This window comes from Xylanibacter brevis ATCC 19188 (genome assembly GCF_000621725.1).
In the GTDB taxonomy this organism is placed as follows: Bacteria; Bacteroidota; Bacteroidia; order Bacteroidales; family Bacteroidaceae; genus Prevotella; species Prevotella brevis.
In genome coordinates, this window is sequence record NZ_JHXM01000017.1 from 83,775 (window position 1) to 104,046 (window position 20,272).

Annotated in this window: 22 protein-coding genes; 11 read left to right on the forward strand and 11 right to left on the reverse strand. The window is 47.8% G+C overall.

Annotated features, from left to right (window positions below; translation table 11 throughout):
- Window positions 1–41: 41 nt before the first annotated feature.
- From T433_RS0109795 to T433_RS0109820, 6 genes are all read right to left on the reverse strand, one after another.
- A complete protein-coding gene (locus T433_RS0109795; RefSeq protein ID WP_027455670.1) occupies window positions 42–464 on the reverse strand; it encodes a PaaI family thioesterase in 423 nt (140 codons plus the stop codon).
- A 79-nt stretch (window positions 465–543) separates the two neighbouring features.
- Complete coding sequence (locus T433_RS0109800; RefSeq protein WP_027455671.1) at window positions 544–1,068, reverse strand: GNAT family N-acetyltransferase; 525 nt, start codon at window positions 1,066–1,068, stop codon at window positions 544–546.
- Between the two features lie 105 nt (window positions 1,069–1,173).
- Window positions 1,174–1,755, reverse strand: coding sequence for a flavin reductase family protein (locus T433_RS15145; protein ID WP_162164194.1), 582 nt, complete (start codon window positions 1,753–1,755; stop codon window positions 1,174–1,176).
- 113 nt (window positions 1,756–1,868) lie between these two features.
- The gene (gene crcB, locus T433_RS0109810) at window positions 1,869–2,237 is read right to left on the reverse strand and encodes a fluoride efflux transporter CrcB (RefSeq protein ID WP_211249750.1); all 369 of its coding nucleotides are present in this window, start codon (window positions 2,235–2,237) and stop codon (window positions 1,869–1,871) included.
- Between the two features lie 190 nt (window positions 2,238–2,427).
- Window positions 2,428–3,723 (reverse strand): Y-family DNA polymerase, encoded by a 1,296-nt coding sequence (locus T433_RS0109815; RefSeq protein WP_027455673.1) that lies wholly within the window; start codon window positions 3,721–3,723, stop codon window positions 2,428–2,430.
- Window positions 3,724–3,758: 35 nt separating this feature from the next.
- Complete coding sequence (locus T433_RS0109820; protein WP_027455674.1) at window positions 3,759–4,196, reverse strand: LexA family protein; 438 nt, start codon at window positions 4,194–4,196, stop codon at window positions 3,759–3,761.
- Window positions 4,197–4,317: 121 nt separating this feature from the next.
- On the opposite strand from T433_RS0109820, the gene T433_RS0109825 reads away from it, so the two are divergent.
- The 6 genes from T433_RS0109825 (at window position 4,318) to bamJ (ending at window position 7,444) form a co-directional block, all read left to right on the forward strand.
- On the forward strand, window positions 4,318–5,052 hold the full coding sequence (locus T433_RS0109825; protein ID WP_231478008.1) for a DUF1349 domain-containing protein: 735 nt from the start codon (window positions 4,318–4,320) through the stop codon (window positions 5,050–5,052).
- A gap of 21 nt (window positions 5,053–5,073) precedes the next feature.
- Complete coding sequence (locus T433_RS0109830; RefSeq protein ID WP_027455675.1) at window positions 5,074–5,424, forward strand: MmcQ/YjbR family DNA-binding protein; 351 nt, start codon at window positions 5,074–5,076, stop codon at window positions 5,422–5,424.
- 4 nt (window positions 5,425–5,428) lie between these two features.
- The gene (locus T433_RS0109835) at window positions 5,429–5,662 is read left to right on the forward strand and encodes a hypothetical protein (protein WP_027455676.1); all 234 of its coding nucleotides are present in this window, start codon (window positions 5,429–5,431) and stop codon (window positions 5,660–5,662) included.
- A complete protein-coding gene (locus T433_RS0109840) occupies window positions 5,659–6,411 on the forward strand; it encodes an MBL fold metallo-hydrolase (protein WP_027455677.1) in 753 nt (250 codons plus the stop codon). Before T433_RS0109835 ends, T433_RS0109840 begins: the two co-directional genes overlap by 4 nt.
- A 246-nt stretch (window positions 6,412–6,657) precedes the next feature.
- Complete coding sequence (locus T433_RS0109845) at window positions 6,658–7,029, forward strand: thioesterase family protein (protein ID WP_027449805.1); 372 nt, start codon at window positions 6,658–6,660, stop codon at window positions 7,027–7,029.
- A gap of 4 nt (window positions 7,030–7,033) precedes the next feature.
- A complete protein-coding gene (bamJ, locus tag T433_RS0109850) occupies window positions 7,034–7,444 on the forward strand; it encodes a BamJ family beta-barrel-assembly machinery protein (RefSeq protein WP_027455678.1) in 411 nt (136 codons plus the stop codon).
- An 81-nt stretch (window positions 7,445–7,525) separates the two neighbouring features.
- Here the strand turns inward: bamJ and T433_RS0109855 are convergent, their stop codons facing one another.
- Window positions 7,526–8,026, reverse strand: coding sequence for a NimIJ family nitroimidazole resistance protein (locus T433_RS0109855; protein ID WP_027455679.1), 501 nt, complete (start codon window positions 8,024–8,026; stop codon window positions 7,526–7,528).
- 359 nt (window positions 8,027–8,385) lie between these two features.
- Here T433_RS0109855 and T433_RS0109860 point away from each other — a divergent pair, with 359 nt between their 5' ends.
- Window positions 8,386–8,778, forward strand: coding sequence for an Hsp20/alpha crystallin family protein (locus tag T433_RS0109860; protein WP_248616510.1), 393 nt, complete (start codon window positions 8,386–8,388; stop codon window positions 8,776–8,778).
- A gap of 189 nt (window positions 8,779–8,967) precedes the next feature.
- Here the strand turns inward: T433_RS0109860 and T433_RS0109865 are convergent, their stop codons facing one another.
- From T433_RS0109865 to T433_RS0109875, 3 genes are all read right to left on the reverse strand, one after another.
- Complete coding sequence (locus T433_RS0109865; RefSeq protein ID WP_027449801.1) at window positions 8,968–9,885, reverse strand: NAD(P)-dependent oxidoreductase; 918 nt, start codon at window positions 9,883–9,885, stop codon at window positions 8,968–8,970.
- A 34-nt stretch (window positions 9,886–9,919) separates the two neighbouring features.
- On the reverse strand, window positions 9,920–10,987 hold the full coding sequence (serC, locus tag T433_RS0109870) for a 3-phosphoserine/phosphohydroxythreonine transaminase (RefSeq protein ID WP_027449800.1): 1,068 nt from the start codon (window positions 10,985–10,987) through the stop codon (window positions 9,920–9,922).
- A 168-nt stretch (window positions 10,988–11,155) separates the two neighbouring features.
- Window positions 11,156–12,484, reverse strand: coding sequence for a DEAD/DEAH box helicase (locus T433_RS0109875; RefSeq protein ID WP_027449799.1), 1,329 nt, complete (start codon window positions 12,482–12,484; stop codon window positions 11,156–11,158).
- A gap of 91 nt (window positions 12,485–12,575) precedes the next feature.
- Between T433_RS0109875 and T433_RS0109880 the strand changes: the two genes are divergently transcribed.
- The 4 genes from T433_RS0109880 (at window position 12,576) to pheS (ending at window position 17,118) form a co-directional block, all read left to right on the forward strand.
- Window positions 12,576–13,010, forward strand: coding sequence for a Fur family transcriptional regulator (locus T433_RS0109880; protein WP_027455681.1), 435 nt, complete (start codon window positions 12,576–12,578; stop codon window positions 13,008–13,010).
- Entirely contained in the window at window positions 13,010–14,833 is a 1,824-nt protein-coding gene (recQ, locus tag T433_RS0109885) for a DNA helicase RecQ (RefSeq protein WP_027455682.1), read from the forward strand. The genes T433_RS0109880 and recQ overlap by 1 nt, the downstream gene beginning before the upstream one ends.
- A gap of 96 nt (window positions 14,834–14,929) precedes the next feature.
- The gene (locus T433_RS0109890) at window positions 14,930–16,030 is read left to right on the forward strand and encodes an AAA family ATPase (protein ID WP_027449796.1); all 1,101 of its coding nucleotides are present in this window, start codon (window positions 14,930–14,932) and stop codon (window positions 16,028–16,030) included.
- Between the two features lie 29 nt (window positions 16,031–16,059).
- Window positions 16,060–17,118 (forward strand): phenylalanine--tRNA ligase subunit alpha, encoded by a 1,059-nt coding sequence (gene pheS / locus T433_RS0109895; protein ID WP_027449795.1) that lies wholly within the window; start codon window positions 16,060–16,062, stop codon window positions 17,116–17,118.
- A 158-nt stretch (window positions 17,119–17,276) separates the two neighbouring features.
- On the opposite strand, the gene T433_RS0109900 is transcribed toward pheS, so the two are convergent.
- Window positions 17,277–19,721 carry a zinc-dependent metalloprotease gene (locus T433_RS0109900; protein WP_027455683.1) on the reverse strand — a complete coding sequence of 815 codons (2,445 nt, stop codon included), beginning with the start codon at window positions 19,719–19,721 and terminating at the stop codon, window positions 17,277–17,279.
- Window positions 19,722–20,272 lie beyond the last annotated feature (551 nt).

Sequence of the window (20,272 nt, forward strand, 5' to 3'; positions counted from 1 at the left end):
GCTTGTTATTTCGCTGCAAAAGTACGAAAAATCGGTCATAATTATGTGTTTTTGCCCCAGCAAGATTGTGGTAGAGGAACATTCTTGCGGTATCCCATGCCGGTGACATGACAGATGAGGACATCGTCCTGATTTGTCACGCAGACTTCTACAGAGGGAATCTTATGATGGTCAGACACAAAGACGGCTTCAGCACGGAGGACGTCGCCTTCGTGTGCAGAAGCTACAAACATGATTGAGTTGCTGATGCCAAAGGTAAGACGGCCGGAGGCATTCATCAATGCAGCAATGGCCAAGTCAGCCAACGTAAAGAGTGCCCCACCCTGGCACACATTCCCGCCATTGAGATGAGCATTGGTGACCGTCATCACGGCAACGGCATGCCTTTCGTTCACCTCTGTTATCTGGCAGCCAGTATTTGCAGCAAAACGATCTGTCTTATTCAATAATTCCTTGATTTCCATAATAAACAACAACTAGTTTCTAGTAATAATAGATTCATAATACCTTCGATTTTATGTTGTTACAGAACTGATTGCATGATTAGTCCCATGTCCAATGTTGGCGTAGCTCGTTGGTGATGGTGTCCCAGTCTGCCATGGTAAATACTCCAGGCCCCATCATCATGATAGTCATTTCAATGTCGTCGTAGGACTTGAAAAGATTTGTGTCACGGAAGCCGTTGCGTTGGTAGAAATGTTGGCGACGCCAACGCTGCTCTGGGTTTGGACACGGGTTTTGATAAGGACTTTCCATATCAAGGACACAGGTTTTGCCTTCATACTTCTGAATAAGATGCGTTAAAATCTGCTGGCCGATACCTTTGCCTCGGAGTTCTTCTTTCACAGCGAAGTACCAGAACCAGTTGACCTTTGCCCCTGGATATACGATATAGAAACCAATCAGTTCATCATCATCATAAAAGGCGGTAAAATCCAGATGCATCTCGTCAATGAGCCGCATGAGGTCTGGCCATGGAATACGCTCGTTTTCTGGGAAAGCAGTCTCGTAGAGCTGCTTGATCTGAATGATATCCTCTTGTGTAGAGGTTAACTTCATTTCTATCATCGCTTTAATCTATTTACTAACTTATAATGTTCATCATCAGTGAACCCATCTGAGGACTGCTCGTGAAGGATGATGTCCAACAGCCGTACTTTCGAGATAGCCGAATTACTTTATCCACGCGTTGACTACTTCACCAATATACATTGAGTGGATGCCGGCAGAAAAGTTGGCATACATCTTTTTCGGTACATCGCCCTTGAAATACTGAGGATTGAATGGTGCTGCATACATTATCTTGCACTCTATGACCATAGTGGCCTCGGTATAATAAGGAGTACCGTTAGCAGTATAGGCAGTATGAAGTCCAAGAGCTTTGGCCTTATCGCCATCGCGTCCACTCTTGGAACCCATGTAGTTCAGAACTTTACTCTGCTCAACATCAAATGCCATCACGGTAAAGTATTCAGCCTTGTCCATGAACTCCTTGGTATAACGCTTCTCGGCTACATAAACCGTCAGTGCCGTACGGCCCCAGAGTGTGCCGATGCCTCCCCAACCGATGGTCATGGCATTGCTTTTCTCCTTGTTGCCAGCAGCAAGCAGTTCGGCATCGTGGAACCACTGGAAGCCATTCTCCTTAAAGTCCTCCCTCACATTGATTTTCTTAAAACCATTCTCCTCCTGAGCTGTTGCAGAAGTGATTGACAGCATAAACATAGCTGCCAAAGCCGTGAATACTCTTTTCATATTGTCAAGTCTATAATTTAAATTTCCAACCATTATCTCCATGATAGATTATCTGACTGGGCATGCCTCCATCGACGCAGATACTCCCGCCTGTGATGAAACTGTTTGATTAGCTATCCTCGAATGAGATGGTTTGATAGCACCATACCACTCCAAACAGCCATGATACCCACAATAACACTGACTGAAACATAAAGAGCCATCTGCAGGGCATCTCCTGCCTTCATCATGCCATAGGATTCATTGGCAAAAGTGCTGAATGTGGTGAAACCACCACAGAAACCTGTAACAAGTAGCAGTTTCATATCAGGTGATAGCACGCCCTTACTCACGAAACCTACCAAAAGTCCTATCAGCAGAGAGCCAAGGATATTAACGGTGAAAGTACCCCAAGGGTATGAGGTGTTCAATGAAGAAATCAGGTATCTTATAACTGACCCGATGGCTCCACCTAACGCTACCAATAACAGATTTTTAATCATATTGAATTGCTATTTTGCTGCAAAAGTACAGAAATCCGGGCAGAATTATGTGTTTTTGATCCAACAATACTTATATTCAGCAAAGAGAATGTTCCCCCTCACACGTAGAACCTTTTCACTCGGAAACCAAAGATGTAAGAAGTTGTGCAACATTTTTTTTCTATGCAAACGCCCTAAGATTCTCCAAATATTACAATAATTTGATAATATCCGACCAGCGTGTGGTGGGGTTCGGACTATTGAAATCGTGCTTGATGGCGTTGGCGAAAACGTTAGCCTTTCCTTTGCCATCTTTTCGGGTGTATTGCTGGGCACCGATAACGATAGTCTCAGAGCCGTTTAGACGATTGATGCGGTCGATGACTTCGTCGAGGCGGCGCATCTTTTCGATTTGTTCAGCGTTGACGTCGAACAGGTCTTGCAGGATGGGGCTGTCAGGGCCAATGCCCATGACAATTACACCGGCTTTCTTGTATTGATAGCCTTGGCGGTAGATTTGCTGCAGTAAATCGCAAGCTGCACCTACGATGGGAATGGTGCTATTGGTGGGAGTAATGAGCCGAGTTTCTTTGAAGTTCCAGTATTGGGCAAGGTCTTCACGGAATGCGTTCGTATTTACGAAAACGCCAACAGTCGAAGCCACGGTGTTCTGAAGGCGCAACTTCTCAGCACAACGTGCGGCATAGTTTGAAACATGCGTGCACAGCGTGTCAAAGTCTGATATCATGCCGTTAAACGAGCGACTGGTGCAGATGGACTTTTTCTTAGCCAACTCCTCGTTGGGAACAGCATCCTCACCGTTGAGTTCCTTCCAGGTGCGCACGATGTTGATGTTGTTGAAGGTGAGCTGCACCCAGTCCTTGTGGTGCTGAGCAAAGTCGTAGGCGGTCTTGCAGCCAAGTGCCTGCAGCTTTGCCGCATAGCGTCGGCCGATACCCCAAACGTCCTCGACAGGAAACAGTTTCAGCGCCTTGATACGTTTCTCGTCTGTATCTATCATGCAGCAATGGTGGTAGCCTTCATACTTTTTGGCGAACTTCGAGGCAATCTTAGCCAGAGTCTTATTCGGAGCCAAACCGATACTGATAGGCATACCCACCTCGCGTTTTACCCGTTTATGCAGATGCTCGCCCCACTGTTGCAGATGATCGGATTCAATGCCATCAAGATACAGAAAGCACTCGTCGATGGAGTAACGGAAATAAGCGGGTGTCTCTTTACGGATAATGCTGATGACACGGGATGTCAGTTCACCGTACAGTTCGTAGTTGCTACTGAAGACTGCTATTTTGTTATTGGGGAATTGCTGCTCTAGTTGAAAGTACGGTGTGCCCTCCATCACGCCCATGGCCTTGGCCTCGTTGGATCGTGCCACGACGCAACCATCGTTGTTCGAGAGAACCACGACAGGAACGCCCTTTAGATCGGGTCTGAAGACACGCTCGCATGAGACGTAACAATTATCGAGGTCAGCAATGCCGTACATAGTGATGTAAGATGGAAGAAGGATGATGTCAGATGTTAGAACGTCTCGAATGTGCGGATCAGGTGGATAACGGTGCCCCAGACCTCGAAATTATCACCGGCTTCAACTTTGAATACGGGATAGTTGGGATTGGCAGGTCGGAGTTCGATGTAGCCATCAGACTTGTGGGTTAGGTCGAGATACTTCATTGTAAACTCGCCGTTCCAGAAGGCTACAACGATAGAGCCGTTGCGCGGCTCTACGGCCTTGTCGATGATGACACGGTCGCCATCAAAGATGCCAGCGTCCTTCATCGAGTCGCCCTCTACATCCCCATAGAATGATGCTTCGGGGTGGCGGATATAGTCGCGATTGAAGTCCAACGTCTCATGGATGTAGTCTTCTGCAGGCGAAGGAAATCCCGCCTTGACGCCTGCATGCTCTAGTTCTAACTTGGTGTCAAAAACGCCTCTTTTTATCTTGATGTTACCCATCTCAAAATATTAAATATTCTCAATTATTTGTGCAAAGTTACTCATAAATCATCATAAATCTTCAGAATTTCCTATTTTTGCAACAAAGTTTAATAATATAGACCGTAAAGAAGTAGTTTATATGCGAATAAAAAATGTAACTATGCTTTGCCTCGCCATGATGCTCGTGGCTTGTGGACAGCAGACAAAACAAAATGAAACGTCAATGGAGTTTACAGACCAAGTAAAAGAGGCTTTTGCCAACAATGGTTGCATAGCGTTGGATAGCCTTCAGTGGACAAGAAAGCCTAAGGCTTTTGAGGTGAAGAGTGATACTGTCATTATCACCACAACCCCCAAGACTGACCTATGGCAGCGCACCTACTATCATTTTCAGAATGACAATGCCCCTGTGCTACAGATGAAAACCCGCGAGAAGTTTTTCAGCTTTGTGGTCAAGACCGACTTTACGGAAAGTCATCATCGTTTTGATCAGTGCGGTGTCGTGATGTACCTTGACTCTGAAAACTGGCTGAAGGGCTCTGTGGAATATGAGAATGACGAGTACCAGCACTTGGGCAGCGTAGTAACCAATAAGGGGTACAGCGATTGGGCGACTCAGGCAATTCCTGCTGATGTGAAAACAATGTGGTATCGCTTTTCACGCCGTGAAGATGATTACTGCATCGAGTGTTCAACCGACGGTGTGACTTTCAGTCAGATGCGCATCTGCCACATGTATGCCGGTGCTGACGAAATCAGTTTCGGTGTTTATGCCTGCTCGCCAGAGGAGTCCTCGTTTACGGCAAAGTTCACCGACATGAAGATAACTGAGTGTGCATGGAAAGCCCACGATGGTCAGCAACCAGACAAGTAAGTTCCAAATTGGTGTGGAAGCATGAATATAGAAGACTATCGTGAATATTGCCTTTCATTAGGTCCTGATATAGAAGAAAAATTGCCTTTCAAGAGATTTAAAAACGGCGAAGGTGTACTGGTGTTTTACGTTATGGGACATATGTTCTCTTTCTTTGATTGTAATGATTTCTCGGTTATCTCATTGAAATGCCAGCCAGAGCGCATTGAAGACTTGAAGGCACAGTATGACTGCATTGGCAATCCACACAATGAATCGCCTAAGCATTGGATTGGCATCAATCCAAAAACTGCGCCCAACCATTTGCTGAAGGAGCTGACTCGCAACTCCTATGAGATTGTAAAAATGAAGTATATGAAAGTCAAGAAGTAATAGAATGACAGTTGACACAAGCAATATGTGTTCGCACTTGCAGCGGAAGCTGTTTGAGGAGGATGGTGTTTATCATCCGTTGTGGCTGGCCATGCAGGACGATGCTGAGGTGACAGCTACAGTTCGTTCACGTCAGCTTCATATCTATCGCAATGGTAAGAAAGTGTTGGTGCTGGCTGGCAAGGCGGCACCAAAAGTTATCAGAGATGATAATCTCTGCAAAATGCTTCAGCAATGACATTGACCTACGTTTTTCACAGTTGTTTCGTACTTGAAACGGAAAAATCCATCCTGATATTTGATTATTGGATGGATTTGAAAGGCATTGTCCCATCATTTCTGAAAAAAGACAAGCCCATCTATGTGTTCTCCAGTCATTTTCACGAAGACCACTTCAATTCTACAATCTTTGAATGGAGAAAGCAACATGAGGGCATCACCTATATACTATCCAAGGATATCTATAAGCATCGGAGAGCCCAAAAGGAAGATGCCGATGTATGGATGGCCAAGGGCGGCACCTGGTCAGACGGTACTTTGTCCGTATGGGCATTAGGCAGCACAGACAGCGGCGTGTCGTGGATTGTAGAGACAGACGGTAAACGCATCTTCCATGCTGGCGACCTAAACAATTGGTATGCGAGATTTCTGTCAGAAGCAAAACCAGGCGAAACCATCTACAGTGAGGAGTTTAACGAAGATATAGACCCGATTGCCCATGAGAAGCAATATCTTGGCGAACTGAAGGATATTCGCAAGATTGCGGATCGTTTCGACATAGTGATGTTCCCTGTTGACGGGCGTATCGGCAATGGCTATACCCTTGGTGGCCGACAATTTATTGACCGCTTCAAGGTTGGCCTTTTTGTACCCATGCACTTCGTGGCCAGTGGTTTTAAATCTGCTTGGCGTATGAAGGAGTTTACGGATGAAAAAGAAATACCATTCTGGGAAATCAGCAGAGAGGGTGATACAATTGAGGTCTGATCACTCGTCAAAGGCATAGTACACAAAGGATGTCTGCCACATCACCTACAAAGAATGAAATTAAGTCTAAGAGAACAATCTCTGAGGACGTTGAAACAGAAATAAGAAGAGAAATTTGTACAATAGAAAAAAGATGTATATATTTGCAAAGTATTACTATGATATAAGAAACAATATCTGCTTCACAGACGATGCAACGGAATAAATTACTACCTTTGCACACATCATCACGACACTTCAAGAAAAATGATAGAGATTGGACTTAAACATACAAGTGAAATGACGGTTACCGATGCCGTTACTGCTAGTTACATAGGATCTGGAGATATGCCTGTATTGGCAACTCCAGCTATGATGGCATTGATGGAAAATGCAGCTATGCTTGCAGTCGCTAAAGAACTAGCAGAAGGTAGCACCACTGTTGGCGGGCATATAGAATCGTCACACATTAGACCTTCGAAGATAGGCGACAAGATAACGGCAACAGCAGAAGTAACCAACATAGATGGAAAGAAGATATTCTTCAAAGTGAGCGCATACTTTGAAGACGTATTGCTAGGTGAAGGTACACACCTAAGATTTATCGTTGACAGAGGAAAATTCATGGCTAAACTTTAACAACATGGCAAAAGAGAAAAGTAAAGCCCAATACATACAGGCCAACAAGGATTGGCTGGAAGCAAAAGCCAAAGAGGATGGTGTAAAGGCGCTACCTAAGGGTATTTATTACAAGGTACTGAGTGAGGGTATCAAGGACAGTGCAAGACCAACGGTTCGCAGCATTATCACAGCACATTATACAGGCTGGACCATTGACGGCAAACAATTTGACAGCAGTCGTGGTAGTGTGCCATTAGCTTGCCGCTTGTGTGACCTGATCGAAGGTTGGATTATCGCCATGCAGCAGATGCACATTGGTGATAAATGGGAGATTTATATCCCTGCCGAGATGGGCTATGGCAAGTTTTCGCAGCCTGGTATTCCTGGCGGTTCCACACTTATCTTTGAAATTGAGCTCGTAGGCATTGCATGAATCTCCCTAAGTTCATTATGCCTACACCCCAAATTCTGAATAATATGAATAGAACATTAGTCGCTATTCAATCGTTAAATTCTAATTACCACCGCGCTGCCTTACCAACTCAATAGCCTCTTTACCTGTCAGGTGCTCAATGTCCATACGGATGGCCAGCATATGTGCAAGGCCGCTTTCCAGTTCTTTCTGCAAGGCGTCGTCATGGTTGGGATTAAAGCGATTACCCATCATATGCATGATGGTTCGTTTCTCGGCTTCATCCTCTACAATTTCAATTCTGCCAAAGGCTATCACACTACGAAAGTAGGTGGTGTACTTCTCTGGTCTCACATCGTCCTTTTCTATAACACAAAAAGAGGCTTTGTTGCATCTGCGGATGGCATCCACTTTATGGCCAGCCATAGCACTGTGGAAGTATAGTTTGCCGTTGTCATAGACATAGCTGATGGGCACGGCATAGGGATAGTCATTATCGCCCAACAAGGCTAATGTGCCAGAAGTAGCCTTCTGCAGAACGGCGATGCTGTCTGCGTCAGTCAGTTGCTGACGCTTTCGTCTCATTTCTCGGAACTCACTCATAACGTGGTGTTGTGATGGGTATTTATTATTACTAGAACCAAATTTCCGTGCAAAGGTAGTAAATATTATGCAGAATACCGTCGTTTACAATCAACAATCAATGGGGTATGACAAACTTTCAGCCAACGTTTAAGTGAGTTTAAAGAATTGTCAGCATAGTTTAAGCGAGTTTAAAATCCGTGCCAGTTTGGCAAGTATGCCAGCGTCTCTGCCCCGCCCTGCTACCACGGGCACATGCTTTGCACTATCACAGATGAAAGCCAAAGCGAAAGCCGAGGCGATCAAGAACAAATAAGTTAAACTAAAAGTATAATTAGGAGGTATTGATTATGTTACCAGTAATGTTTCAGAACAGTTGGATGCCAACAGTATTTGAGGATTTCTTGAACAATGATTGGATGCCTCGTGCCAACAGTACAGCACCCGCAGTCAATGTCAAGGAGAACGACAAGAGCTACATCATGGAACTTGCAGCTCCAGGCATAAAGAAAGAATATTGCCGTGTAGGGATCAACGATGAGGGCAACCTCACCATCGCTATTGAGGCCAAGCAGGAACACAAGCATGAAGACAGTCATCGCCACTATCTGCGTCGGGAGTTCAGCTACTCTAACTACGAACAGAGCTACACCCTGCCAGACGATGTGATGCGCGATAAGATTTCTGCTAAGGTAGAGGATGGCATTTTGACAATCACGATGCCGAAGACCGAACCAAAGGAGAAAGTGACTAAAGCCATTGAGGTTTCATAATGTTGATAGTTCCAAATTAATAATATATCCCTGACTTACATTATAAAAGTCAGGGATATTTTTTTTAGATAGCAACAATAATAGCAAAGGAACAGATAAGAAAATCCCAGACCTGCAGAAGTACAAGTCTGGGATTATTATATCGAGCGACTCACGCTGATAGAAACGGAATACTTGTTTCTTGCGTGATTACTTGTTTACCTGGAACTTTGTGTCGCCATCCTTGAAGAAAGCGTTGATCTGCTTAGCAGCAGCGATACCAGCATTGATGTTGGCCTCGGCCGTCTGTGCTCCCATTTTCTTAGGTGTCGAGAAGTAGCGACCCTCGAACTTCAGGAACTCATCGTTGGCATCGGGCATGATATCGGTAACAAACTTAAGGTCCTCACGCTCAGCCATCAACTTGATGAGCTCTGGCTCGTTGATCACCTCCTTGCGGGCCGTGTTAACCAGCACGCCGCCCTTCTTCATCTTGCCTACCAATGCTGCATTGATACTCTGCTTGGTCTCGGGGGTAGCAGGGATATGGAGTGAAACGACATCACAGGTCTCGAACAGAGCCTCCTGATTAGCTACGGCATGTACGCCAGCAGCCTCGATCACGTCAGCAGGACAGAAAGCATCGTAGGCATAGACCTCCATACCAAAGCCCTTGGCGATACGAGCCACATTGCGACCTACGTTGCCAAAAGCCAAGATACCCAACTTCTTGCCCAGCAGCTCGCTGCCACTCTTACCATTGTAGAAACCGCGTACAGCCATCACGAGGAGACCGAACACCAGCTCTGCAACAGCATTTGAGTTCTGACCAGGTGTATTCTCTGCCACTACATTGTGGGCAGTGGCTGCAGCCAGGTCGATGTTGTCGTAGCCAGCACCTGCACGAACTACAATCTTCAACTGCTTAGCAGCATCAAGCACCTCTGCATCTACCTTATCCGAACGGATAATCAGCGCATCGGCATCGGCTACTGCAGCCAGCAGCTGAGCCTTTTCTGTATATTTCTCGAGCAGCACCAGCTCATTGCCGGCTGCTTCAATCTCTGCCTTAATACCATTGACAGCAGCTGCTGCGAATGGTTTCTCTGTTGCAACTAAAACTTTCATTTTATTTCATTGAACATTGAACATTGACTATTGATTAATGGTTTGCTTCGAACTCCTTCATGCAAGCAACGAGGGCGTTGACACCTTCGATGGTCTGAGCATTGTAGCAAGAAGCGCGGAAACCACCAACATCACGGTGCCCCTTAACACCAACCATACCCTTAGATACTGCGAAGTCGAGGAAGTCTTTCTCTAGCTCCTTGTACTCAGGAGCCATCACGAAGCAGATGTTCATCAGTGAACGATCGGCCTCCTGAGCGGTGCCTACGAACATCTTGTTGCGGTCAATCTCGCCATAGACAATCTCTGCACGCTGCTGAGCCAGTTTATCCATAGCCTCTACACCACCCTGCTTCTTGATCCAACGCAGGTTCTCGAGTGCGCTGTAGATGGGCACTACAGGAGGTGTGTTGAACATTGAGCCCTTAGACACGTGTGTGCGATAGTCGAGCATAGTAGGGATCTGACGAGGAGCCTTACCCAGAGCATCGTCCTTCACGATCACGATAGTTACACCTGCCATAGCCAGGTTCTTCTGAGCACCGGCATAGATAGCATCGTACTTAGCTACGTCGATAGGACGGCTGAAAATGTCGGAAGACATATCGGCAATCAAGCGAACGGGCACGTCGAGATCCTTGCGAAGCTCAGTACCGTAGATAGTATTGTTGGTGGTGATGTGCAGATAGTCAGCATCTGCAGGCACTGTCCAATCCTTAGGAATGAAAGTGTAGTTTGCATCAGCAGAAGAAGCGACCTCAACTACCTCACCGAAAAGTTTTGCTTCCTTCATAGCCTTCTTTGCCCAAACACCAGTGTTCAGATAGGCGGCCTTCTTAATCAAGAAGTTATAAGGAATCATACAGAACTCAAGGGATGCGCCTCCACCAAGGAAGATTACGGAGTAACCCTCAGGAACCTGCAACAGCTCTTTAACAAGCGCTACAGCCTCGTCAACGACGGGCTGGAAATCCTTGGCACGATGGCTGATCTCCATCAGAGAAAGACCAGAACCATTGAAGTCTAAACACTGTTTAGCGGTGGCCTCAATGACTTCGCGAGGAAGCATCGAAGGGCCGGCATTAAAGTTGTACTTCTTCATAAAATTGTTTGATTAATTATTTAGTTTAATAACCTTTTTCTTAAAAACGTTGCGAAATTACAATTTTATTTTTAAACCAGCAAATATTTTGGCATAAATTAATGCAAAACCGCACTTTTCCTATCATATTGTCAACTCAACGTATCAAATCTTTAATAATTTGCATTTCTAGCGCACAGGTTCCAGGATTGTGCGCACGCCTTTTATTTTCTCGCCGCGCGTCATCCTGATGACCTGCTGCAGCTTCTCGCGCTTCACAGCGACATAGGCATAGCGCTCGGCCACGTCTATACGCCCGATTTCGGAGGTCTGCAGCCCTCCCTTCTTGCAAAGGAAGCCCACGATGTCGCCCTTCGATATCTTGTCTTTCTTGCCTTTACCGATATAGAGCGTTGTCATGCGTGGTGCCGAAGGCTTCTCGTTGGTAACCTCCACCTCATAGCTCTCCACACCAGCTTCCACAAATTCGGGCAGGTGTTCTTCGGGACCTATCAGGAAGAACGTCTTTCCCGAGGCATCCCAGCGGGCGGTGCGCCCCACGCGATGCACGAGTGCTTCCTCGTTGAGGGGCAAGTGATAATGAATGATATTATCGATTTGCGGAATGTCGAGACCACGAGAGGCCAGATCAGTAGATACCAGCACCGTAGCTGACCCGTTTGAGAACTTATACAGAGCATCCTCGCGCTGTCGTTGTTCTAAGCCGCCATGAAAAGCACTTGTCACAAACCCTTGCTGGCGCAAGTACTCATCCGTGCGCACCACCGAGTCGCGGTAGTTCAGAAACACGATGCTCTGGCTCTCGCCCAAAGAGAGAAGCAAGCGTGCCAACGTGCCAAGTTTATCTTTCTCAGGACTATCCACCTGATACACCTGCACGCGGTCGTTGACGGGCTCGTCTTCTACCAGATAGTCGAGACGATCCGTGCGCCGCATCTCTACGAACTGAGGTATCTGTTCGGCATCGGTAGCCGAAAGCAGGATGCGACGTTCGAGCGAGGGCAAACTATCTATCAACTTAGACATCTCGTTTTGGAAGCCCATCTCTAGGCACTTATCAAACTCGTCTATTATTATATATTTAATATGGTGTGCGTCAATATTACCCTTGTCCAGATGGTCATTCAGTCGACCAGGCGTACCAAACACCAGTTGCGGACGGTTCTGCTTCAAGACTCTGTGTTCATCCATCGTCGCACGGCCACCATAACAGCTCTGTGAACGCAGTCCTGAGCCCATCGACTTCAAGACCGCATCCGACTGCATGGCCAATTCGCGACTAGGCAGCACCACCAGCGCCTGAACCTCGCTGCTGGAAGCGTCGAGCAACTGGATGAGCGGCAAAAGATAAGCCAGCGTCTTGCCCGAACCCGTGGGAGAAAGTATCACGACATCATGACGCCCACGCAGGATATGCTCTTCAGCCTCCTGCTGCATCATGCTCAGTTGGTCAATCCCCAACTTTCTCAGTACTTTATTAAGTAATTCATTCCTCATAGCGTTTGCAAAGATACGAAATAATTTATTATCACTATTCCTTAAATCAAGTTTTTTTTCTACCTTTGCACCTATAATTATTTCAGACACGATGCATACAAACACCTCCGACGAACAAACCCTGCAACAGGCCGGCATCAGAGTGACAGCCGTGCGCCTGCTCGTATGGCATTACATACGCCACAACTATACGGATGCCTTCAGTCTTAACGACCTGGAAATGGGCCTTAAGACGGTTGACAAATCAACCCTTTTCCGCACACTGACCCTTCTGAACGAAGCGCACCTGCTTCACGAGATTGACGACGGGTCGGGATCACAGAAATACTGCGTGTGCCATCACGACGACACCCGCCACTGCACGGGTCACGTACACCTGTCGTGTCGCTTGTGCCATCGCACTTACTGCCTGCCCAACGTCAGAATTCCCTCGGTGCCGCTACCCGAGGGCTTCGAGGTGGAAGAAACCGAATATGTGGTGAAAGGCATCTGCGCCAACTGCGCAGGAAAGGAGGGTCACAGATGATCTATGAACTATTGAAGCGCCATTATGGCTACGACACCTTTCGTCCGCAGCAAGAGGCTATCATCCGCAACGTACTCAACGGCAAAGACACGCTGGTGCTGATGCCCACGGGCGGCGGTAAGAGCCTCTGCTATCAGATTCCCGCCCTGGCACTGCCCGGCACAGCCATTGTTGTGTCGCCACTGATCAGCCTGATGAAAGACCAGGTGGAGACGCTGAAGAGCAACGGTATTGAGGCGGAAGCCCTCAATTCGAACAACGACTCGACCACCGATACCATCATCCGTCGCAAGTGCGCGATGGGGCAACTGAAGCTACTCTACATCTCGCCTGAAAGACTCTTGGCTGAGATGGATTTTCTTTTGAAACAAATAAACATTTCACTCTTTGCCATCGACGAGGCACATTGCATCAGTCAGTGGGGACACGATTTCCGACCGGAATATACGCAATTGGGAAAACTGCGCGAACAGTTTCCGCGCACGCCCATCATGGCGCTGACGGCCACAGCTGACAAAATTACGCGTCGCGACATTCTGAAACAACTGAAGATGGAAGGCTGCAACGAGTTCATCAGTAGCTTTGATCGTCCAAACCTAAGCCTCTCGGTTAAAAGAGGTTATAAAGAGAAGGAAAAACTTTCTTTTATCCAGAACTTCATCAAGGCGAGACCACTGGATGCAGGCATCATCTATTGCCTCAGCAGGAAGAGCACGGAGAAGGTGGCAGAGCAATTGCGCCGTCTCGGCATACAAGCACTGCCCTACCACGCAGCACTCTCTCCGCAAGAGCGAAGCCACACCCAAGAGCTGTTCAAAAACGACCAAGTGCAGGTGGTTTGTGCCACCGTAGCATTTGGCATGGGAATTGACAAAAGCAACGTTAGATGGGTGATTCATTTCAACATGCCGAAGAGCATTGAAAGCTTCTATCAGGAGATTGGCCGTGCGGGGCGCGATGGAGCCAGTGCCGACACGGTGCTGTTCTATTCGCTTAGCGACATTGTGCAACTGTCGGAGTTTGCCAAGCAAAGCGGACAGCAAGACATCAACATGGACAAGTTACACCGTATGCAAGAGTATGCTGAGTCGAGCATTTGCCGAAGACGCATCCTGCTAAACTACTTTGGCGAACAGATGGATCACGACTGCTGCAACTGCGACATCTGTCAGAATCCGCCCCAGCGCTTCGATGGTACCAAGCTCTGCCAGATGGCACTCAGCGCCATCAAACGCACCAACGAGCAAATACGCATATCAACAACAGTAGAGATAGTAAAAGGCATGCATTCGCCCGAGGTCAAAAAGATGGGCTACGACCAGCTGAAGACCTTTAGTGTGGGCAAAGACCACACCATCAACGACTGGCAGGACTACCTGTTGCAGATGCTGCAGTTGGGACTCATCGAGATAGCCTACGACGAGAAGCAACACGCCAAGATCACCCCACTGGGCGAAGAGGTACTTTACGGACGCAAGCAGATAGACCTGTGCGTGATAGATCGCAGCACGAAAGAGGCCACCACCCGCCGCACGAAGCACAAGTTGCAACTGCAGATACCCGCTATCACCATTCCCGGATTGGCTGCCACCACGGGCACAGAAGACCCTAAACTGTTTGAAGCCCTCAGACAGTTGCGAATGCTCTGCGCCCAGGAAGAGAACATGCCACCCTATATCGTGTTCAGCGACAAAGTGCTCCACTCGCTGGCCACCATCAAGCCCACCAGCATCGAGCAGTTTGGCTTCATTTCGGGCATCGGTGAGTTCAAGAAAGTGAAGTACGGACAACGCTTCGTCAGTCTCATCCAAAAGTTTGTGTAAGGATTGTCACTCCCTATGTAATTAGAGAAAATTAGTATAATATTTTGCTTTTTGCCTAATTATTATTAATTTTGCACGCGAATAAGGAAATAGACGATGAACGATATAAAGAAAATAGTCCTCACGGGCGGACCATGCGCAGGCAAAACGACCGCATTGGTGCGCATCATTGAACATTTCTCTAATTTAGGATATAAAGTATTTACTATCCCAGAAGTACCCACCCTCTTCACACAAGCCGGTATGAACTACCTGACGAAGAACAAGGGTTTCTTCTATGAAGGCGAGAAAGCAACACTCGAGATTCAGTTGGCACTTGAGGACAAATTTATGCGTATGGCACAGGAATGCACCGAGCAACCTTGCCTCATTGTCTGCGACCGCGGCACTATGGATATCTCTGCCTACATGAATCCCGAAACATGGGCAGACATCACACGTGCCGTGGGCACCACATCTCCCGAACTGCGCAATCGCTATGACGCCATCCTTCACTTGGTGTCGGCAGCCGATGGAGCTGAGCAATACTACACCACAGCCAACAACGCCCAGCGCAACGAGCCGATGACGGAAGAAGGCCTGAAGATAGCACGCTCACTGGACAAGAAGGTGATTCGTGCCTGGAACGGTCATCCCCACTTGCGCGTCATCAACAACCACGACGACTTTGAAGCAAAGATGCGCCGAGTGCTGAAAGAGATCAGCAGCGTGCTAGGCCTGCCCCAACCCATTGAGGAGGAGCGCAAATACATCGTGGAAGTGACGGGACAACTGCCCGAAGACTGCATAGAAAGCGACATCACACAGACATACCTACAGGGAGAACCCGGGACAGAGATACGTCTTCGCAAGCGTGCATGGGACGGCAAGTATGTGTATGTGCACACCACCAAGAAGCAGCAGTCGGCAACAGAAGAGCTAGTCGTAGAACGCCAAATCAACAACAGCCTCTACGAGATGTTGCTAGGCCTAGCCGACCCCAGCAGAAAGACCATTCGCAAGCATCGCCACAGTTTCATCTGGCAGGGACAATTCTTTGAGGTGGACACCTTTCAGGATCAACTGCATGGTCTTATCATTCTCGAGACGAAAGGCATTGCCCAGGGCGAACCCGTGAAGTTCCCACCATTTCTGAAAGCCATCAAGGACATCACCGGTGACAAGGAATACTACAACTTTAACTTAGCAAAGAAATAGACATTTAGGAAATACATACATAAACAATCATGATAGTAGATAAGATCAATCAACTCCTTCAGCAGGTCGACGAGCTGAAGGCGAAGAATGCAGAGGAAGTGGAGCAGCTGCGACTGAAGTACCTGAGCAAAAAGGGTGAAATCACAGAGCTGATGAACGACTTCCGCAACGTGCCCGCAGAGCAGAAGAAAGAAGTGGGTATGAAAATCAACGAGTTGAAGCAGCGCATCACAGAGCGCATCAACCAACTGCGAGAGGCTACTGCGACTCAGGAGACAGGCAACGAGCAAATAGACCTGACAAGAACACCCTATCCCATAGCGCTGGGCACACGTCATCCGCTGACCATTGTCACCAACGAGATTATTGATATATTCAGCCGCATGGGCTTCGTCTTGGCCGACGGCCCCGAGGTGGAGGACGACCTGCACGTGTTCACCAAGATGAACTTTGCTGCCGATCATCCTGCACGCGATATGCAAGATACATTCTTCGTGAGTCAACATCCCAACGATGTGACAAAAAACATCCTGCTGCGTTCGCACACCTCTTCGGTGCAGGCACGCATCATGGAGCAGATGCACACCGAGGACGGCAAGCTGACGGCTCCTATCCGCGTGATTTGCCCAGGACGCGTCTATCGCAACGAGGCCATCACGGCTCGTGCCCACTGCTTCTTCCACCAAGTGGAAGGTCTGTATATCGACAAGAACGTGTCGTTTACCGACCTGAAGCAGGTGCTGCTGTCGTTTGCACGCGAGATGTTTGGCGCCGACACCAAGATTCGCTTACGTCCTTCCTACTTCCCATTCACCGAGCCTTCTGCCGAAATGGACATCTCATGCTTCATCTGCGGTGGCGAGGGTTGCGGCTTCTGCAAGCACACCGGATGGGTTGAGATTCTGGGATGCGGCATGGTGGACCCCAACGTGCTGGAGCAGTGCGGCATTGACTCTAAGGAATATTCGGGCTATGCCTTTGGCATGGGCGTAGAGCGCATCACTAACCTGAAGTATCGCGTCAGCGACCTGCGCATGTTCTCTGAGAACGACACCCGCTTCCTCGAGGAGTTTCAGGCAGCAGAGTAAACAAGGAAAAAAAGTAATACGATTAACCGAGCACGATGGCTCTTTCCTACAGAGCCTAACGCTCAGGAAAATAAAGAAGGTTGGCACTTACATATGAGTGCCAACCTTTATTTTATGCGCGCTAACGCCTATTTGACGCATTAACGCTGTGAGCGTCGTTATTTCCACACAAGCTGACGACCAATCTGATCGTAGATAAATGTATAGTGTGCGCGGCTCTCGGCATCGGCAGCCGAAGCTGCAGCCACCTTAGCTTTCTTCTGCAGCTGCTGCAGCGTGTAGAGCACTGCTGGGCGTACCACCCTATTATTTGAATTATTAAAGGCTATCAAGCTAGAGAGCATGCTCTTCTGCAGCGCCATACGATAGGGAGAAACCTTTCGGCCGGCATTAAGCTCGGTGAACACCAGTTTGCTCAGATCCGTTAGATACTGCTGAGCAGTATAAAGCTCGTTCAACTCATACACACGATTCATCATCATCAACATGACGGATTCGCCGATAGAGGTAGACAAATGCTGAGGATCGGTAACCAGACGCTTGGCATAGGCCACATTGCGTAGCCACATGGGCTCGTGCAGCACCTGCTCGTCGAGGAACTTCAGTGCAGCCTTCTGCTTGGCCACGGGCTGTGGCTCAAACATATTACCCTCCATGCCCTGCGTTTTGGGCTCAACTAGATAACCACCGATATTACGAGCCACGTGGCCACAATAGCGATAGAACTGATTTATGATCTGGTTATACATCGTTGACAGGTCGTTACCGTAGATATCCTTCTCGTCGTCCTTCGTATATTCAGGGAGATTCTGAGCAAGACGCTTCAGGTTGAGAATGCCATAATAGCTAGCTTTCACGGCATCATCGCCCAGGTCCTCTGTCTGACGGCGAGGGTCTCTGTGTTCACCTTCGCCATCGCCCCACCACAAACGGCGGTTCTTCAGCGACTCCAGAACCAGTGGTTCCAGCATCTTGTGATCCTCCAGCTCGTCCTTAGCTTCGAGCATGGGTTTATAACCCCATGCGATGGCCCACATATCATAGTCGCCAATACGGGGGAAGATGCCCTCACGGCTGATGCCGTCCTCGGGCTGTGCTACGTAGTTGAAGCGGGCATAATCCATGATACTGGGTGTGTGGCCGTGAGCCTCTACCCACGACTTATTGCGCAGGTTCTCTACAGGCACAGTGCTTGAACTGCCGAAGTTATGACGAAGACCCAGCGTGTGGCCCACTTCGTGAGAGCTGACGAAACGAATCAGCTGACCCATCAGTTCCTCGTCGTAGTTCATCTTCTGGGCAGCCTCGTCGATAGAGCTGGCTTGAATCATATACCAGTCGTGCACCAGCGACATCACGTTGTGATACCAGCAAATGTGACTCTCCAGTATCTCACCCGTGCGAGGGTCGTGTACGTTAGGACCATAAGCGTTGGCAATGGGGCTAGCCAGATAGCGAATACAGCTGTAGCGAGCGTCCTCCATACTCATGGTGCTATCGTTCTCGGGCCATTCGCGAGCCTGTATGGCATTCTTGAAGCCGGCCTTCTCGAAAGCTTTCTGCCAGTCTTCTACACCCATGATCAGATACTTGCGCCACTGCTTAGGCGTTGCGGGGTCGATGTAATAGACAATGGGCTTCACGGGTTCTACGAGCTCGCCATTTTTCATCTTCTCCACATCCTCAGGACGGGGCTCCAGGCGCCAGCGTGTGACAAACGTCTTGCTTTCTACGCGCTGCTGATTGTCGTCATAACTATTGAAGCGATCGGTGAAGTAGCCCACACGAGGGTCAAAGTAGCGTCGCATCATGGGCTTCTCGGGCAGCAGCACAAAGCTGATGTTCAATCCGAAGGTGACCTTACCGGTGCTGGCTGCTGAGGGCAGTGCCCTGCCCATAGAGGCATAGGTCTTCACCGTGCGCACCTCAGTGTTCATGGGGAACGACTTGATGTCCTCAATGTAGCTCATATCGCCCAGCATAGCCTGCAACTCAAATTGTTTTTTGACATACTGAGGCAGGGCCATCGCCACATTGTCTTGATTAAAGAACTGTGTGACCTTGATCTTGTACATGCCGTTCTTATGGCTTTCAATTCTGAACGAGCCAATGATGGGGTTCTCGTTACTGATAGTGATAGCACGGCTGATCTTATCTACGCTATCGGCCACATTTATAATAAGGTTGGCACGCAGCAGCAACTGGTTGTCTACTCCCTTCTGGAAATAGACGGTCTGCTCGTTGACCTGTTCACCACCGAAGATGCCGCTAGATGCCGGCGTACTGGTGTAGCGCGTGGTGGTCAGGAACTGACGTCCGATCAGGCTGTCGGGAATCTGGAAGAACCAGTCGTTCTTCTCCTTCGTTACGTGAAAGAGGCCCTTACGATCAACCTGTGGTCTCTCTACCCTCACCGAATCCTTTCGCTGAGGCACCTCTTTCTTTTTCTTTTTAAACAAGCTGAAAGACGTTTTCTTGGCCTTCTTACCGACCTTTTGTTCGGTCTTTGCCTTTTCCTTCTTTTCTTTCTTATCTTTAGCCACAGCAGGCGACGACACCAGCAAGGCTGCAGCCAACAAGACACTGAAATAATTAATGGACATTGTTAAATAAATAATATAGATTGATTAATAAAATATAACATCGCAAGATTGGTTTCTTATCACCATTTTTAGCTACAGCATTTGTAATTAATTAAAAACCGTTTAGTCTTCATTTTTCAGTGTGTAAAGTTACAAAATAAAAACAACACACAGGCCACTCTGCATGTTTTTATTAATAATCTTATCGATTTTTAATATAAATTAAGTTGTTGCAAATAAATCAAGGTTTAGAAAGCATTCAACCCTACCTAAGAAAGGCATACTGCTATTGCTAACGTGTCTTTCCCTGTATAGTGTTGACTCCCTCAGAGCCTTGATTTGTTACTGTTTTGTTAATTACTGTTTATTATACTGATTTTGTTGACTTATCTCTCTGATTAGGTTGTCTGCTTTCCTGTTTCTGTTGTCTCTTTTCCCGGGTTAGTGGACTTCGTACTGGAAACGTTGACCTTTTCATCTGAGAATATGACTTCATACTGGATTCGTTGACTCGCCTTGGCGAAGCCCACGCCATGAAAAACACTCAGGGGGTGCCCAGCGGCAGGGGGCAG